The 16420-nt window shown below is 71.5% G+C and carries 17 protein-coding genes and 1 pseudogene; 12 read left to right on the top strand and 6 right to left on the bottom strand.

Features of this window, described 5'->3' with window-relative positions; genetic code table 11:
* Positions 1-178: 178 nt before the first annotated feature.
* Positions 179-748: a hypoxanthine phosphoribosyltransferase gene (hpt, locus tag MFF54_RS16175; RefSeq protein ID WP_238303867.1), complete on the bottom strand. Its 570-nt coding sequence runs from the start codon at positions 746-748 to the stop codon at positions 179-181.
* 66 nt (positions 749-814) lie between these two features.
* Entirely contained in the window at positions 815-1603 is a 789-nt protein-coding gene (locus tag MFF54_RS16170; protein WP_238303866.1) for an MJ0042-type zinc finger domain-containing protein, read from the bottom strand.
* Between the two features lie 178 nt (positions 1604-1781).
* On the opposite strand from MFF54_RS16170, the gene ftsE reads away from it, so the two are divergent.
* The 3 genes from ftsE (at position 1782) to MFF54_RS16155 (ending at position 4475) form a co-directional block, all read left to right on the top strand.
* The gene (ftsE, locus tag MFF54_RS16165; protein WP_238303865.1) at positions 1782-2480 is read left to right on the top strand and encodes a cell division ATP-binding protein FtsE; all 699 of its coding nucleotides are present in this window, start codon (positions 1782-1784) and stop codon (positions 2478-2480) included.
* A complete protein-coding gene (locus tag MFF54_RS16160; RefSeq protein ID WP_238303864.1) occupies positions 2477-3496 on the top strand; it encodes a cell division protein FtsX in 1020 nt (339 codons plus the stop codon). The genes ftsE and MFF54_RS16160 overlap by 4 nt, the downstream gene beginning before the upstream one ends.
* Positions 3497-3662: 166 nt before the next feature.
* Positions 3663-4475, top strand: a complete 813-nt coding sequence (locus tag MFF54_RS16155; protein WP_238303863.1) for a YdcF family protein — start codon at positions 3663-3665, stop codon at positions 4473-4475.
* Positions 4476-4490: 15 nt separating this feature from the next.
* Here MFF54_RS16155 and MFF54_RS16150 read toward each other — a convergent pair whose 3' ends face one another.
* The 4 genes from MFF54_RS16150 to MFF54_RS16135 all read right to left on the bottom strand — a co-directional run bounded on the left by MFF54_RS16150 (position 4491) and on the right by MFF54_RS16135 (position 7963).
* A complete protein-coding gene (locus MFF54_RS16150) occupies positions 4491-5240 on the bottom strand; it encodes an HAD-IA family hydrolase (RefSeq protein WP_238303862.1) in 750 nt (249 codons plus the stop codon).
* Positions 5234-5929, bottom strand: a complete 696-nt coding sequence (gene rpe / locus MFF54_RS16145) for a ribulose-phosphate 3-epimerase (protein ID WP_238303861.1) — start codon at positions 5927-5929, stop codon at positions 5234-5236. Before rpe ends, MFF54_RS16150 begins: the two co-directional genes overlap by 7 nt.
* A 95-nt stretch (positions 5930-6024) precedes the next feature.
* Positions 6025-6885, bottom strand: coding sequence for a phosphoribulokinase (locus MFF54_RS16140; protein WP_238303860.1), 861 nt, complete (start codon positions 6883-6885; stop codon positions 6025-6027).
* A gap of 19 nt (positions 6886-6904) precedes the next feature.
* Positions 6905-7963 carry a class 1 fructose-bisphosphatase gene (locus tag MFF54_RS16135; protein WP_238303859.1) on the bottom strand — a complete coding sequence of 353 codons (1059 nt, stop codon included), beginning with the start codon at positions 7961-7963 and terminating at the stop codon, positions 6905-6907.
* A gap of 188 nt (positions 7964-8151) precedes the next feature.
* On the opposite strand from MFF54_RS16135, the gene MFF54_RS16130 reads away from it, so the two are divergent.
* The 9 genes and pseudogenes from MFF54_RS16130 to MFF54_RS16090 form a co-directional block, all read left to right on the top strand.
* Positions 8152-9099, top strand: coding sequence for a LysR family transcriptional regulator (locus MFF54_RS16130; RefSeq protein WP_238303858.1), 948 nt, complete (start codon positions 8152-8154; stop codon positions 9097-9099).
* Entirely contained in the window at positions 9096-10340 is a 1245-nt protein-coding gene (locus tag MFF54_RS16125) for an NAD(P)/FAD-dependent oxidoreductase (protein WP_238303857.1), read from the top strand. Before MFF54_RS16130 ends, MFF54_RS16125 begins: the two co-directional genes overlap by 4 nt.
* Before the next feature lie 182 nt (positions 10341-10522).
* Positions 10523-11707, top strand: a complete 1185-nt coding sequence (locus MFF54_RS16120; protein ID WP_238303856.1) for a patatin-like phospholipase family protein — start codon at positions 10523-10525, stop codon at positions 11705-11707.
* Between the two features lie 80 nt (positions 11708-11787).
* The gene (locus tag MFF54_RS16115) at positions 11788-12597 is read left to right on the top strand and encodes a TetR/AcrR family transcriptional regulator (protein ID WP_238303855.1); all 810 of its coding nucleotides are present in this window, start codon (positions 11788-11790) and stop codon (positions 12595-12597) included.
* A gap of 119 nt (positions 12598-12716) precedes the next feature.
* Positions 12717-13340: a ribonuclease D gene (locus MFF54_RS16110; protein WP_238303854.1), complete on the top strand. Its 624-nt coding sequence runs from the start codon at positions 12717-12719 to the stop codon at positions 13338-13340.
* 212 nt (positions 13341-13552) lie between these two features.
* A complete protein-coding gene (lptC, locus tag MFF54_RS16105) occupies positions 13553-14320 on the top strand; it encodes an LPS export ABC transporter periplasmic protein LptC (protein WP_238303853.1) in 768 nt (255 codons plus the stop codon).
* Positions 14317-14973: an LptA/OstA family protein gene (locus MFF54_RS16100; protein WP_238303852.1), complete on the top strand. Its 657-nt coding sequence runs from the start codon at positions 14317-14319 to the stop codon at positions 14971-14973. The genes lptC and MFF54_RS16100 overlap by 4 nt, the downstream gene beginning before the upstream one ends.
* 110 nt (positions 14974-15083) lie before the next feature.
* Entirely contained in the window at positions 15084-15872 is a 789-nt protein-coding gene (gene lptB, locus MFF54_RS16095; RefSeq protein WP_306423969.1) for an LPS export ABC transporter ATP-binding protein, read from the top strand.
* Between the two features lie 261 nt (positions 15873-16133).
* Positions 16134-16420, top strand: a pseudogene (locus MFF54_RS16090) (RNA polymerase factor sigma-54); the annotation flags it as partial.

Genomic DNA, 16420 nt, shown 5'->3' with positions numbered 1-16420 from the left:
CGCTGTCGTCCTGTCGCGAGGCACGCCCGATCGGCGCTGGCTCGAAGTCAACGGGGATGCACCGCGGGCCCTTCAGGATGCGCCCTGGCGGGCCATCGCGGAAGGGAATCCTGCAAGATCCGGTCCGTAGCTGAAAATACCGCGCTTGTGCAGCGGTTCCCTCCAGACGCACCCACGTTCATTCGCCGTCGAACAGGTCGGGATCGGTGTTGTCGAAATCCACCAGTCCGACGAAGGGCAGTTGGCGGAAGGCGTGGGCCGCATCCATGCCGTAGCCCACCACGAACACGTCCGGGCAGGTGAAGCCGACGAAATCCGCGTCAATCGTCACGGCCCGCTTGCCGGGCTTCTCCAGGAGCACTGCGGTCATCACCCGGCGGGCGCCGCGGGCCATCAGCAGGTCCTTGGCGAAGACGAGGGTGCGGCCCGATTCCAGGATATCGTCCACGAGGAGCACGTCGCGGCCCCGCACCTCGCTCTGCACGTCGCGTAGGATCTCGACCTGCCCCGACGAGACCGTGCCGGTGCGATAGCTCGACAGATGGACGAACTCGACATGCGGAGCGAGCCCGACATGGTGCAGCGCGCGCAGCAGGTCGGCGGCGAACATGAAGCTGCCCTTGAGCACCGCAACAACCAGCAGGTTCTCGGGCTTGGCAGCCACGATCGCCTCAGCGATCTCCGCGTTGCGCCGGGCGATGGCAGTTTCGTCGAACAGGACGCGGACGCGTCGAGAGGCTTCGGTCATGCCCCCGTTAGACCATCTTTTCGCGGACGCTTCCACGGGTGTGCCCGGCAAAAGCACCGCGGCGCATTAGGGCCGGACGGATTTTCCCGTCGCGGATGCCGGTTTCGGCACGGACGGCTCGGCGGCGAACCGGATCTGCAGCCCGTGGCCATCCGCGGGCGGGTCGGTGAGGCTCGCATGGAAGCGGGCGCGCTCGCCCTGCCCGAGGGCGGCGCGGGGCGGCGCGACGGCGAAGCTGCGCACGACACGGCCCGCGGCATCGAGAACCGCGACTGTGAGCGGCGGTACCGGCGCCGTCTCGCGGGCGAGCCCGACGAGGTCGCCCTCCAGCACCAGTTCGGCCGCGCGTCCATCCTGGGCCGGGGTGCGGAACGCCACCACATCGCGGATCTCCAGCCCGCGCAGGTTCACGGGCAGGCCGATGCCGGCGTAGAGCGCGGCGCTCTGCGGCAGCGCCTGCACCACGGCCGTGCGGGCGAGGCAGGCGAGCGGCAGCACGGCGGCGAGTACCAATCCGGCAGCGAGCGCGGGAGACAGGCGCGGCAGCCCGCGCCGCCCTGCCTTGCGCGGCCTGCTCGATCGGCGCCGCGTCTTCGGCGGCTCGGGCGGTACGTTCTCGACGACATCTGCACCGACCGCCTCCCGCACCGCGGCCGAGGCCTCCTGCCAGTCGGCGGCCGAGGGCTCGGCGGCCTCGGCCTCGGCGAGTTCCTCGGCATGCGCGGCCAGCACTTCGGCCGGGCTGATGAACCAGGTTTCGCGGCAGGCGGCGCAGCGGACCGAGCGCCCCTCCATGCCGACCCGGCCGGTCTCGACCCGGTAGCTGCTGGCGCAGGTGGGACAGGTGATCAGCATCGGCCGGAACTCACGCGGGCACTTGGGCGGCGTGCCAGAGCGCGGCACGAAACGCTTAACCCAGTGTCAGCGAACGCGGTTAAGCTCCGGTGAAGCGGAGCGGACTTGAAAACGCCGCCTCGGGATTCCATCCCGGGCCGGAACTCCCGAAACCGGCGTCCCGCGAGGTTGCGCAGCTTTGAAGACGGCAAGCCTGCTCTCCGGCGCCGAGGCGCCGGTGGTCCAGTTCGAGAATGTCGGCATGCGCTACGGCCTGGGGCCGGAGGTGCTCTCCGACGTGAGCTTCAAGATCGCGCCGCATTCCTTCCAGTTCCTGACAGGGCCCTCGGGTGCGGGCAAGACCACGTTGCTGCGGCTGATCCTGCTCTCGGTCCGGCCGACGCGCGGGCTGGTCTCGGTCTTCGGCGAGGAGGTCAGCGGCATCTCCAGCGGCGCGCTCACGGGCCTGCGCCGTCGCATGGGCGTGGTGTTCCAGGATTTCCGGCTTCTCGACCACCTCACCACCTACGAGAACGTGGCGCTGCCCCTGCGCGTCCAGGGCCGGGCCGAGACGAGTTACCGGGCGGAGGTCGTCGAGCTGCTGCGCTGGGTGGGCCTCGGCGAGCGCATGCACGCCCTGCCCCCGCTGCTGTCGGGCGGCGAGAAGCAGCGCGCGGCCATCGCCCGCGCCCTGATCGGCCGGCCGGACCTCCTCCTCGCCGACGAGCCGACCGGCAACGTCGACCCGGGCCTCGGGCGGCGGCTGCTGCGCCTGTTCCTTGAGTTGAACAAGCTCGGCACCTCGGTGATCATCGCGACCCACGATTACGGCATCATGGACACCGTATCGGCGCGCCGCATGGTGCTGGGCGACGGGCGGCTGCGGATCGAGGAATGAGCGTGGACCGCAACACTCCCGGCAAACCCTCCGGCCAGCCTGCTACGGCGGACGCGGAGCGCCGTTCCCCGGAGCGGACGCCCGTCCGCCCCGCTCCGGGCGCGGCCGAGGCGCTGCCAGCGACGCTCCGGCGCAATGCCCCCCTGGTGCCGACCGACACGGCGGCGAGCCGCTCGCTGGCCGCCGTCATCGCCATCCTGACCTTCCTGGCGGCGCTCTGCGCGGGCGCGGCCGAGATGGTTTCGGCAAGCGCAAACCAGTGGCAGGGAAGCGTCGCCCAGGAGGTGACGATCCAGGTCCGCCCGAGTCCCGGCCGCGACGTCGAGGCCGACCTCGCGCGCGCGGAGAGCCTCGCCAAGGCCGAGCCCGGCATCGCGGCGACCCGGGTCTTCTCGAAGCAGGAGGCCGAGCGCCTGCTGGAGCCCTGGCTCGGCAGCGGGCTCGATCTCGGCGACCTGCCGGTGCCGCGCCTCATCACCCTGACGCTCGGCACGCCCGCGCCCGACCTGAAGCACCTGCGGGCCGGCCTCGGCGAGGCGCTGCCGGGCGTCGCCAGCCTCGACGACCACGTGCTCTGGCTGCAGCGGCTCTCCACCATGGCCAACACCTTCGTGGGGGCGGGCGTGGGCGTCGTCGCGCTGGTGCTGGTCGCGACGGGCCTCGCGGTCGCCTTCGCGACCCGGGGCGCGATGGCCGGCAATCGCGAGGTGGTGGAGGTGCTGCACTTCGTAGGCGCCGACGACGACTACATCGCCCGGGCCTTCCAGCGCCGCTTCTTCGGCCTCGGGCTACGCGGCGGCGCGATCGGGGCGGGCCTCGCCGTCCTGGCCTTCTGGCTCGCCGGGCTGCTGGCCCGCGCCTGGAGCTCGGGTCCGGCCGGCGAGGAGATCGAGGCCCTGTTCGGCGCCTTCCACATCGGCTGGCGCGGCTACGCGGCGGTGCTCGCCATCGGCATCATCGCCTCGCTGGTGACGGGCGTGGTCTCGCGGCTGACGGTGCGGCGCTTCCTGGCCTGAGCCCACTTACCGTCGGGATACCCGCGGGATGAGGCCGGGAACCCGCGCGTTAACCATTCGTCAACCACTGGGGCGCGCAATGGCCCCGGGGCATCCTGTCCTCCCCCGGGGACGCGCCTCCGCATCGCCGCAATCGGGGTTATCCTGCCGGAGAATGTTCACGCGTATGCCGTGCGCTTCCGAACCGAACGCGGGCGAGCCCTTCGGCTGGCGCTGGGACACGGCGCGCTCCGCGCGGACGGCCGAGCCGGTCGCCGTGGCACCGCGCCGGAAGACCCGCCTGCGCCGCCTCGGCCTCGCGCTGCTGGCCGGGTCGGGCCTCGGCGGCGCGGCGCTCGGCCTCGGCTTCCTCGGCTTCATCGACGGGCTCGCCCGGATGGAGCGCGTGCCGGCCGACCGAGCCGACGGGATCGTGGTCCTGACCGGGGGCGCCCAGCGCATCGGCGACGCGATCGATCTCCTCGCCAACGGCTACGGGCGGCGCCTGCTGATCACCGGGGTGAACGAGCGCACCAGCCGCGACGAGATCGCCCGGCTCAACCCGAGCCAGCGCGACCTGATCGCCTGCTGCGTCGATCTCGACTACCGGGCGCGCAACACGATCGGCAACGCCATCGAGACCCGCCGCTGGATGCGGCGGCACCGGTTCAGCACGGTCGCGGTGGTGACCTCGAACTATCACATGCCGCGCACGCTGATCGAACTCGACCACGTGCTGGAGGGGGCTGACCACGTGATCCCGCATCCCGTGGTCGCGGACGGTTTCGATGCCGGGCGCTGGTGGCAATGCGCGGGCACCGCGCGGCTGCTCGCGGCCGAGTACGCGAAGTTCCTGGTGGCGTGGCTGCGGACCCGCTTCGAGGACGACCCCGAACAGTCCCGCGCCGCGATCCTGATCGGCCGCGGCAAGCCGGTGAAGATGGTGGCCGAGCCGCTGCCGCCGGGCACCATCCGGGTCACGGTCGAACCGCGGCTCTGATCTCCGCGCGCCCGGTCAGTCCCGCCCCGCGTGCCAGTCCCGCAGAGCCGCCAGCGTCACCACCCCCCCCGGCCACGCCACGCCGGCGAGGTGGCGGTGCGGCTGGCCCGGTTCGCCGAGATCGGACAGGGCCGAGAAGGCGCCGTCGAGCGGGTGCCCCTCCGTGTACTGGCTGCGCGTCGCCAGCACCGGCAGTCCGGCATCCAGCGCCGAGCGAATGCCGGCCGCCGAATCCTCGAAGGCTACTGCCTCGGAGGGCGCGACGCCCAGGCGCTCCAGCGCCAGGGTGAACACGTCCGGCGCCGGCTTCTTGCGCGCTGCCTCGTCGCCCGCCGCGATCACGCCGAAGGGCTGCTCGCCGCCGGGAAAATTGACCGCGATCAGGCGGTCGACGTTCGGCCGGCTCGTCGTGGTGGCCACCGCGACCCGCACGCCGGCCTCCCGCGCCTCCGCGATCAGCCGGCGGATGCCGGGCCGCAGCCCGAGGCCGCCCGCCGACACCAGCTCGCCGTAGAGCCGGGTCTTGAGGCCGTGGATCTCGGGCGCGCGGGCGTGGAGCGCGGCGGCCTCGCCCGGGTGCTCGGTGTCGATGAAGTGGGCGAGCCGCTCCTTGCCGCCCATCACCGCGAGGAGGTCGCGGTAGGTCGCGGGCGACCAGAGCCAGGGCAGGCCGAGTTCAGCGAAGGCGCGGTTGAAGGCCTGCCGGTGCAGGTCCTCGGTCTCGGCGAGCGTGCCGTCGACGTCGAAGATCAGCGCTCTCAGCATGCGAGCGGGCCGGTGCCGGCGGCCGCCTCGGCGCCCGCACGGATCGCGGCGATCCGCTCGGCGTAGGACGCGGGGCCGTCCTTGAACACCGCATTGCCGGCCACGAACACGTCGGCGCCCGCCCGCGCCGCCGCCTCGACGGTCCGCGCGTCAATGCCGCCGTCGACCTGGATCCGGATGTCGCGGCCCGCGATCAGGGTGCGGACCCGCGAGACGGTCTCCAGCGCGCTGGGCAAGAAGCTCTGGCCGCCGAAGCCCGGGTTGACCGTCATCACCAGCACGAGGTCGACCACATCGAGGAGCGGCTCGACCACAGCGGCCGGCGTGCCGGGGTTGAGCGCCACGCCGGCACGCTTGCCGAGTGCCCGGATGGTCTGGAGCGAGCGGTGGATGTGCGGCCCCGCCTCGACATGGACCGTGATGCCGTCCGACCCGGCCTCCGCGAAGGCGGCGAGATAGGGGTCGGCCGGCGCGATCATCAAGTGCACGTCGAAGAACTTGTCCGTGTGGCGACGCAGCGCCTTCACCACCGGCGGCCCGAAGGTGATGTTGGGCACGAAATGTCCGTCCATCACGTCGAGATGGATCCAGTCGCCCCCGGCCTCGGCCACCGCCCGCGTCTCCTCGCCGAGCTTCGAGAAGTCCGCCGAGAGGATCGAGGGCGCGATGAGGGGCGGGCGGGTGGTCATGGGAAAAGGCCTTTCGGGAGGTGTCAGATAGGGCTCGGCCGGGGCGCCGGCATCGACCCGCGCGGAATCGGCGCCGGGAGAGCCGGTTCCGGCCGTCAGGCCAGCCGCCGGCGGCGCTCGACGAGTTGCATGATGATCGGCGTCAGGATGAGCTGCATGGCCAGATCCAGCTTGCCGCCCGGGATCACGATGGAGTTCGCCCGGCTCATGAAGCTGTCGTGGATCATCGAGACGAGGTACGAGAAGTCGATGCCTTTCGGGTCCTTGAAGCGGATCACCACCATCGATTCGTCCGCGGTCGGGATCCAGCGGGCGATGAAGGGGTTCGAGGTGTCGACCGTCGGCACCCGCTGGAAGTTGATGTCCGTCCACGAGAATTGCGGGCAGATCGTCTGCACGTAGTCGGGCATCCGCCTGAGGATCACGTCGGTGACGGCCTCGGTCGAGTAGCCGCGGAACGAGCGGTCCCGGTGCAGTTTCTGGATCCATTCGAGGTTGATCACCGGCACGACGCCGATCTTCAGGTCGGCGTAGCGGGCGATGTCGACGTTCGCGTCGACCACGCAGCCGTGAAGCCCCTCGTAGAACAGCAGGTCCGAGCCCGCCGGGAACTCTTCCCAGGGCGAGAAGGTGCCCTCGGGCACGCCATAGCGGGCTGCGTCGCCGGCATCGTGCACGTAGTGCCGGGTGCGCCCGCGCCCGGATTCGCCGTAGCTGCGGAACACCGCCTCCAGCTCCGGCAGCAGGTTGGCGCGCGGCGCGAAGTGGCTGAGCGTCGGCTCGCGCGCCATCATCGCCCGCATGGTCTCGCGGTCGAAGGCGTGGAAGCCATCGCCCTGGATATAGACCGCGCTGACATCCTCGCGCCGGAAGATCTGCTCGAAGGTGTTGCGGACCGAGGTGGTGCCGGCCCCCGAGGAGCCGGTCACCGATATGATGGGATGGCGTGCCGACATCTTTGCCCGGGCGGCGCCCCTAGCTGCGCATCAGGCCGCGCTGGCCGAAGAGCGGCGAGCGCCCGGCGGCGTGGTTGCGCCCGTCATAGTACTTGGCCACGCACGCGACTTCCTCGGTCGAGCCGAAGACCAGCGGCACGCGCTCGTGGATGCCGGCGGCCTCGATGTCGAGGATGCGGCGCTCGCCGTCCGTCGCGCCCGCACCCGCCTGCTCCATCAGCATGGCGATGGGCGCGGCCTCGTAGAGCAGGCGCAGGCGGCCCTGCGCGTAGCCCTTGCGCTGGTCGCCCGGGTACAGGAACACGCCGCCGCGCATCAGCACGCGCTGCGCGTCCGCCACGAGCGAGCCCAGCCAGCGCATGTTGTAGTCCTTGTCGCGCGGGCCCTCGGCGCCGCGCAGGCAATCCTCGATGAAGGCCTTGATCGGCCCTTCCCAGTGCCGGGCATTCGAGGCGTTGATCGCGTACTCCTTCGCCGCGGCGGGCACGTCGAGGGCGGCGTGCGTCAGGCGGAAGGCGCGCTCGGCCCGGTCCAGCACGTAGACCTGCGTGCCCTCGCCGAGCGTCAGGACCAGGGCGGTGGCCGGGCCGTAGGTGACGAAGCCGGCGGCGAGCTGCACCGTGCCGGGCGTCGTGAACGAGGCGATCGGGTTGCCCGCATCCTGCACCGCGGGGCGGATGCCGAAGATGGTGCCGACCGCCATGTTGACGCCGATGTTCGACGAGCCGTCCAGCGGGTCGATCGCCACGGCCAGCGGTGCGCCGGGGTTGAGGCGCATCACGTCGTCGGCCTCCTCGGAGGCGACCTCGGCCACGGGCGCGGCCTGCAGTGCTTCGGTGACGCGCTGGTGGGCGATCACATCGAGCGCCTTCTGCACGTCGCCGTCGCTGTTCTGCGAGCCCGCCGCCGCGAGGTCTCCGCCGAGCGCGCCGCGCCCGATCACCTCGCTGATCGTGATGGCCGCGCCCGCGATGGCCGCGACCACCGCCGCCGTGTCCTGCAGCGCAGGGTTGTGCGAGACCGCCCGCGCGAGGCACGCGTCGAGATGCGCTCCGACCTCAAGAGACCCGTCCGCCATCGCTCTCGCCCTCGAATCGTCTGTCGTCCCGGCCGGGAGAAACCCGGCATGAGGCGAAAGCCTCTACCCGCAGCCGCGCCCGGATGATACCGCGCGCCCGCCCCCCATCGCCAGAGGCCGGGGACGGGGCCGCTCAAGAATTCTAAAATATCTTGCGGCCGCCTACAAAAAAACTAGAACAAGCGTCTATGCGCAACCTGTCCTTGAAGCAGCTCCAGGCGGTCGCCGCCGTCGCCAAGCTCGGCACGATGACGCGCGCCGCCCAGGAACTCAACGTCACCTCGGCGGCGCTCTACGCCCGCATCCGCCAGCTTGAGGAGGAGGCCGGCCTCCTCCTGTTCGACCGGACGCCGAACGGCCTGAAGCCGACGGATGCCGGGCGCGAGATGCTCTGGGCGATCGACAGCATCAACACGGTCCTGGAGACCTGCGCCGACCGCCTGCGCACCCTGAAGGGGGGTGCCGGGGGGCGCGTCGCGATGGGCGTCGTCTCGACCGCCAAGTACTTCACCCCGCGGGCGATCGCGGGCTTCGTCGAGACCCATCCGGGCGTCGAGATCAACCTCTCGGTCGGCAACCGCGGCGAGACGGTCGAGGCCCTGCGCAACTACGAGATCGACTTCGCCATCATGGGCCGGCCGCCGCGCGACTTCGCGATCGAGGCCGAGAAGCTCGGGCCGCACCCGCTGGTGCTGATCGCCGCGCCGAGCAACCCGCTGGCCGGCCGCCGCAACATCCCGCGCGAGGAACTGGCCGACCAGCCCTTCTTCGTGCGCGAGGACGGCTCGGGCACCCGCACCGTGTTCGAGGAATTCATCAGCGGCATCATCATCCGGCGGGCCAAGCTTGGCATCGACACCGGCTCGAACGAGACGATCAAGCAGGCGGTGATGGCGGGCCTCGGCATCGCGCTGCTGTCCGCCCACACCGTGGCGGCGGAGGTCGAGAGCGGGCGCATCGTGCTCCTCGACGTCGAGGGCCTGCCGATCCGGCGCGACTGGTACGTGGTGCGCCGCGCCGACAAGGTGCTGGGCCCGGCTGCCTCCGCCTTCTGGGACTATCTCTCCCGCGACGGCGCGCGTTGCCTGCCACGGCTCGACGCCGTGCGGGCGATGACCGCCGGGGCCGCACCGTGAGCGAGGCGGACGTCGCCGGCATCGTCGTCCTGGGGGCGGGACAGGCCGGGTTCCAGGCGGCCGCCTCCTTGCGCGAGGCGGGCTTTGCCGGAACTCTCACCCTCGTGGGGGACGAGACCGCCCTGCCCTACCAGCGCCCGCCCCTGTCTAAGGCGTATCTGGCCGGCAAGACCGAGGCGGACGGGCTGGCGTTGCGCCCCGCCGCCTATCTCGACGCGCACCGCATCGCCTTTCGGCCTGGTCTCGTCGCCGAGGCCATCGACCGCGATGGGCGGCGGCTCCTGACCGCGGGCGGCCCGATTCCCTACGATCACCTCGTGATCGCCACGGGCGCGCGCAACCGGCCGCTTCCGGTTCCGGGCGCGGACCTCGCGGGCGTGCACCAGCTCCGCGGGCTCGCGGACGCGGACGCGCTCAAGACCGCCCTCGAAGCCTGCCGCGCCGCCGTCGTGGTCGGCGCGGGCTTCATCGGGCTCGAATTCGCCGCGGTCGCCGCCGCGCGGGGCGTGGCCGTCACGGTCATCGAGCTGGCCGAGCGGCCGATGGCCCGCGCGGTCTCGCCCGAGACCGCCGCCTTCTTCCGGAACGCCCACGAGGCCTCGGGCGTGCGCTTCCGCTTCGGGGCCGGCCTCGCGGCGGTCGAGGGGCGGAACGGCCGCGTTTCGGGCGTCGTGCTCGCCGACGGCACGGCACTGGCCGCCGACCTCGTGCTCGTGGGCATCGGCGTGCTGCCGAACCAGGAGATCGCCGCGCAGGCCGGCCTCGGCGTTGGAGACGGCATCCGCGTCGACGCCTTCCTGGCAACCGACGATCCTGCGGTCTCCGCCATCGGCGACTGCGCCCGCTTCCCGACCCGCTTCGCCCAGGGCCTCGCGGCGGACGGCACGGTGCGGATCGAGTCCGTGCAGAACGCGATCGACCAGGGTCGCTGCCTCGCCGCCCGCCTCACGGGGCGGCCCGCCGCCTACGCCGCGGTGCCGTGGTTCTGGAGCGACCAGGGCCCGCACAAGCTCCAGATCGCCGGCCTCGGCGCGCCGGGCGACGCGGGGGTGCGGCGCGGCACGGAGGCCGCCTTCTCGGTCTTCCGCTTCCGCGACGGCCGGCTCAGCGCGGTGGAATCGGTCAACCGGGCCGGCGATCATATGGTGGCCCGGCGTCTTCTCGCTGCCGGCACCTCGCTCACCCCCGAGCAGGCGGCCGACCCGGCGTTCGACCTGAAGGCGCTCGCGGTCCGCGCCTGAGGGTGCTCGGTTTTCACGTGAAATAAACCGTGTCGGCGATCCAAGGCCGAACGCTGTCGCGGCGCAACAGCTGTGCCCCGAATGCCTCGGTCACCGAAGACCGTGATTGACCTGTCGAACCCGAACGCTCAAGCTTCGTTGAGGGCTGGGACATGTTCGAGAGCGGGTCCGGGACAAGGGTCATGACGCGCCGATTCACAGTTTTCCGCAGCCTCCTCGCCCTCGGGGTCGCGGCGCAGGTGGCCGCCTGCTCCTCGCTGCCGCGCACCGCCTACACGGCCTCGCAGGCCGCGGTCGCGACCGTGCCGAACATTCCGGATGCCCGGATCTACTCGGACGCCGCGGTCGAGACCTTCGCGGCGCTGGCCGCGCCGAAGGCGAAGAGCCGGAGCTTCAGCTATCTCGCCCTCTCGGGCGGTGGCGGCGACGGCGCTTACGGGGCGGGCGTGCTCAACGGCTGGACCGCCTCGGGCACGCGGCCCGAGTTCAACATGGTCTCGGGCGTGAGCACCGGCGCGCTGATCGCGCCCTTCGCCTTCCTGGGACCGGCCTATGACGCCTACCTCACCGAGTTCTACACCAGCGGCGTCGCCGAGACCCTGGTCCAGTCGCCCAACATCACCAACGTGCTGTTTGGCTCCGGCCTCTTCGGCGACGGGCGCCTGCGCAACCTGATCGGCCGCTACGTCAACGCGGATCTGCTCCGCGCGGTGGCCGAGGAGCATGCCAAGGGCCGGCGCCTGCTGGTGGTGACGGCCAACCTCGACTCGCAGCGCGCCGTGATCTGGAACATGGGCGCGATCGCGGCGAGCGGCGCCCCGAATGCCGTCGATCTGTTCCGCGACGTGCTCACCGCCTCGGCCAGCATCCCGGCCGTGTTCCCGCCCCAGCTCATCGACGTGCAGGCGGGGCCGTCCGCCTTCCAGGAGCTGCACGTGGACGGCTCCGTGGTCACCCCGGTCTTCACCCTGCCGCAGTCGCTGCTGGTGCAGGAGGGACGGCTGCGCAAGGCCGGCAAGGCCGACATCTACGTCGTGATCAACGGCCGGCTGGAGCCCGAATTCGATGTCACGCGCAACAATACTCTGGCGATCGTCGAGCGCTCCTTCACCACGGCGAGCCGTGCCCGCAGCCGTGCCACGCTGACGGCGACCTACGCCTTCGCCAAGACGAACGGGATCGGCTTCAATCTCACCTACATCGACGAGGCCGCACCCAACACATCGACGGCGCGCGGCTTCGACACGGGCTACATGCGGGCGCTCTACAACGCCGGCTACGAGAAGGGCCGCACCGGCCGCTTCTGGGAGCACAGCGTGCCGGCCGCGCCCATCCTGAAGGCCGTGGCGGCGGAGACGGCGCGCTGAAGCGCCGCCCTCCGCTCGCAAATTGGGCTCCCGCCCCCTAGATCGGGAGAGAGCGACCGAGACGAGGAGCGGATCACGCGATGAGCGAGAGCGCAGGCGACGGCCCGAACGCGGCCCCCACGGGACCCGGCACGGCGGGATCCAAGGGCCGCAAGACCGCCCAGAAGGCGGGCGCCCGGAGCGGGCCTGAGGCCGCCCCCGAGACCCCGAAGCTGCCGCCGCGCGAGGCCGCCGTCGAGGCGCTGATGCGGCTCGCCGCGGAGCAGCCCTGGAACGACATCGAGATCGGCGACATCGCCCGGGAGGCGGGGCTGACGCTGGCCGAGCTGCGCGAGCTCTACCCCTCGAAGGGCGCTGTGCTGGGCGGCCTCACCCGCATCATCGACCGCAAGGTCCTGGCCGAGGACACAGCGGACCTCGCCGACGAGCCGACGCGCGAGCGCCTGTTCGACGTGCTGATGCGGCGCCTCGACGCGATGACCCCCTACAAGCCGGCCCTGCGCCGGATCTCCTACGCGCTGCGCGGCGACCCGCTCACCATGCTGGCGCTGAACGGCGTGATGCTGAACTCCCACCGCTACATGCTGGCGGCGGCGGGCATCGACACCGAGGGGCCGCTCGGCCGGGTGAAGCTGCAGGGCGTGGTCATCGCCTTCGCGCGCGTGACCGAGACGTGGCTGGAGGACGACGACCCGGCCCTCGCCCGCACCATGGCGCGGCTCGACCGCGAGATCCGCAGCGGCGAGCGCTTCATGGAGCGGGCCGAGGACGTGCGCCGGCTGACTGCCCCGCTGCGGGCGCTCGGCCGCGCCGTTCTGGAGCGCCGGGAGCGCCGCCGCGAGCGCCCGCGCGACGACGAGACCGATTCCGATCCGGCCGCGGCGATCTGACGGGTCCTTCCGGCCGGGCGGGGGCGCTGGTCGAGCGGCGCCCTTGTCCGCCTTGGTGGGGGGTGGTACCGGCGAAATACCACCGCATTTCAAGATCCTCGCCGAAAAGACCGCAGCCGATGCCGAGCCCCACCGTCCGCCTCCACCGGGGCGACCTGCCCGAGGGCTATGCGCCGGGCACGGCCATCGCCATCGACACCGAGACGCTCGGCCTCAACCCGCACCGGGACCGGCTCTGCGTCGTGCAGATCTCGACCGGCGACGGCACGGCGGACGTCGTGCAGATCCCGCTCGACGGACCGGATCCGGTGAACCTGAAGCGGGTGCTGGCCGACCCGCAGGTGCTCAAGATCTTCCACTTCGCCCGCTTCGACCTCGCGGTGCTCTACCGTCGCCTCGGCGTGATGCCGGCGCCGGTCTACTGCACCAAGATCGCCTCGAAGCTCGCCCGCACCTACACCGACCGGCACGGGCTGAAGGACGTGGTGCGCGAGCTCGTGGGGGTCGATCTCTCGAAGCAGCAGCAATCCTCCGACTGGGGTGCCGAGACCCTGAGCCAGGCCCAGCTCGACTACGCGGCTTCCGACGTGCTGCACCTCCATGCCGCCCGCGCCCGGCTCGACCAGATGCTCGCCCGCGAGGGCCGCAGCGATCTCGCCGCGTCCTGCTTCGCCTTCCTGCCGACCCGCGCCCGGCTCGACCTCGACGGCTGGCCCGAGACCGACATCTTCGCACACGCCTGAGCCCGCCGGATCCGCGTGCCGGGGCGCACATCCCGGTACGGGGCGCGCCCTCGGCACTCTGCCGCGCTGGCCGCCAAACGTGCGCTATGGTTGAAGTTTCGGAAACGCTTGAGCCATAACTTCGCCATCGCCCGGGCGCATCCGGCGGCGGGCTCACGGGCGCAGCCCTTCCACGCATTCGCGTCCTCGGGGCGCGCCGCACGGACAGGTCCATGCAGGTGGTCGACGCGATCGGGACGAACGGGGCCGGCGGCAACGCCCGGCGCGCGCGCGCGCATGCCCGCGCCCACCGGCACAGCGCCCAGGTCCGCACGCTCCGGCGGGTGATCCCGGTGGTCGCGGCAGGCGCCGTGATCGCCGTGGCCGCCCTGGTGTTCAATCCCTTCGGCGCCGTGGTCCCGAACGTCAGCGTCGGCCCTGTCACCCTCTCGGGGTCCAAGGTGCGGATGGACAATCCGCGCCTCTCGGGCTTCCGCAAGGGCGACCGCGGCTACGAGGTCACGGCGGCGGCGGCGCTCCAGGACATGCGCAAGCCCAGCCTGATCGAGCTCGAGACCATGCGGGGCCATATCGCGACCGACGACAAAGGCGGCCTCGCCCGCCTGGAGGCCGCGACCGGCCTGTTCGACACCGCCCGCGAATCGCTCGACCTCGAGCGCGACATCCGGATCTGGACCGACAAGGGCGAGGAGGCGCGCCTGAAATCGGCGTCCGTGAACTTCAAGGCCGGGAGCGTCTCCTCGAAGGAGGCGGTCACCGTCACGGTGCCGAGCGGCTCGGTCGTAGCCGACAGCCTCGACGTGGTCGAGAACGGCCGCGTCATCTCGTTCATCGGCAATGTCCGCACCGTGTTCCACGGTGAGGACAAGGCGGCCAAGGCGGCGCAGCGGCGACCCGCCGACGCGCCGGGCCCGACGGTCGACGGCGACACCCTGCGGATGATGACCTCGGCGGCCGGGCCGCAGGACGGCCGGCCATGAAACCTCTTCCCCTCCTTCTCCTCGCCGCGACCCTGCTGGCAGGCCCGGCGCTCGCCCAGAAGGAGGCCGCCTCCCCGCTCGGCGGCTTCGGCGGCAGCGGCAAGGAGCCGATCAAGATCGACGCCGACCGGCTCGACGTGTTCGACCGAGAGAACAAGGCGATCTTCGCGGGCAACGTGGTGGCGGTGCAGGGCGACAGCACCATCCGCTGCTCGACGATGACCGTGCACTACAAGCGCGGGAAGGAGAAGGGCGCCGAGAAGCCGGCCGAGGGCGAGGCGCGCGCCACGCCCGAGAACGGCATCCAGAAGGTCGAGTGCGCCGGGCCGGTGACGGTGGTGCAGAAGGATCAGGTCGCCACCGGCGACAGCGCCGTGTTCGATCAGGCGGCCAAGCGCATCGTGCTCACCGGCAACGTCGTGCTGAGCCAGTGCCAGAACGTCACCCGCGGCTCGCGCCTCGTCTACGACATGAACACCGGCCGGGCGAACATGGACCCGGTGGCGGGTGGACGCGTCTCGGCCATGTTCGTGCCGGGCGAGAAGACCGAGGCGAAAGGCGCCGGCTCCAAGGGCTGTGCCCAGCCGGCCATTGCCAAGCCGGCGAAGGCGGGTGAGCCGGACGCAACCAGGGCGCGGGCCCAGGCCAATTGAGCGAGGCCGTGTCGTTCGACCCCGGCGCGGCGCCGCCGAGCGCGCTATCGGGTGCGCCACCGAGCGCGACGCCGAGTGCCCCGTCGCGCGCGCCGACACGGCGCCCCTCTCTGCTCGGGCGGCTGTTCGGCCGCGCGCGTGCCGCCGAGGCCGCGCCGGAGCCCGTCGAGGGCGGCCCCGGCATCCTCAGCGTGCGCGGCCTGCGCAAGAGCTACGGCGCCCGCACCGTGGTACACGAGGCCGGGCTGACCGTGTGCACCGGCGAGGCAGTGGGGCTGCTCGGCCCCAACGGCGCCGGCAAGACCACGATCTTCTACATGATCACTGGGCTGGTCACGGCCGACCGTGGCCACATCACCCTCGACGGCCTGCCGATCACCCAGCTTCCGATGTACCAGCGGGCGCGGCTCGGCATCGGCTACCTCCCGCAGGAGGCCTCGATCTTCCGCGGCCTCTCGGTCGAGGACAACATCCGGGCCGTGCTGGAGGTGGCCGAGCCCGACCGCAAGGAGCGGGAGCGCAAGCTCGAATCCCTGCTGGAGGAGTTCGACATCGCGCGCCTGCGCAAGTCGCCCTCGATCGCTCTCTCGGGCGGCGAGCGGCGCCGCTGCGAGATCGCGCGCGCGCTCGCCTCCTCGCCGACCTTCATGCTGCTCGACGAGCCCTTCGCGGGCATCGATCCGATCGCGGTGGGCGACATTCAGGACTTGGTGAAACATTTGAAGCAGCGCGGCCTCGGCGTGCTGATCACAGACCACAATGTCCGCGAGACGCTAGGTCTGATCGACCGCGCCTACATCGCGCATTCGGGCCGCATCCTTACCGAAGGCACGCCCGAGGAGATCGTCGCGAATCCGGACGCGCGCCGGCTCTATCTCGGCGAGGATTTTCGGCTCTGAGGCTCGGCCCGGCCTCGCGACAGGTCGTCCGGATGTGATGCGCCTCTGCGCTCGGCGGATTGCGCACAAATCTTCTCTTAAGCGATGCTGGGAAAGATGCCGGGCCTGATCCGGCCCGCAGCGTGGTGGCGGAAAACACGATCGCGCGCTTTGACGCGCGGGCCGGAAGCCGCTAGACATAACAAAAGCAAGAAGCAAGAATCGTGCCGGCACGGCGCGAGCCCGGGGCTGGGCTGTCTTCTCGAACAGGCAGGGCGTCGCATGAGTCTGCTGCAACGGCTGGAGATGCGCCAGGGCCAAGCCCTGGTGATGACGCCACAGCTTCTGCAGGCGATCAAGCTGCTCCAGCTCTCGCAGCTCGATCTCGCCGCCTATGTGGAGACCGAGCTGGAGCGGAATCCGCTTCTGGAACGCGCCGAGACCAGTCCTGCCGAGGGGGCATCCGCCGAGGCCGCCGAGCCTGCTTTCGAGGTGCGCGAGGATTTCGCAGGGGCCGAGGAGGCGTGGTCTGCGCCGGAGCTCGATCCGTCCCGCGGCGAGATCGAGGC

Source organism: Methylobacterium gregans (assembly GCF_022179245.1).
In the GTDB taxonomy this organism is placed as follows: domain Bacteria; phylum Pseudomonadota; class Alphaproteobacteria; order Rhizobiales; family Beijerinckiaceae; genus Methylobacterium; species Methylobacterium gregans.
Note: the sequence above shows the minus strand (reverse complement) of the source record. Positions and strands in the feature narration are given on the sequence as shown.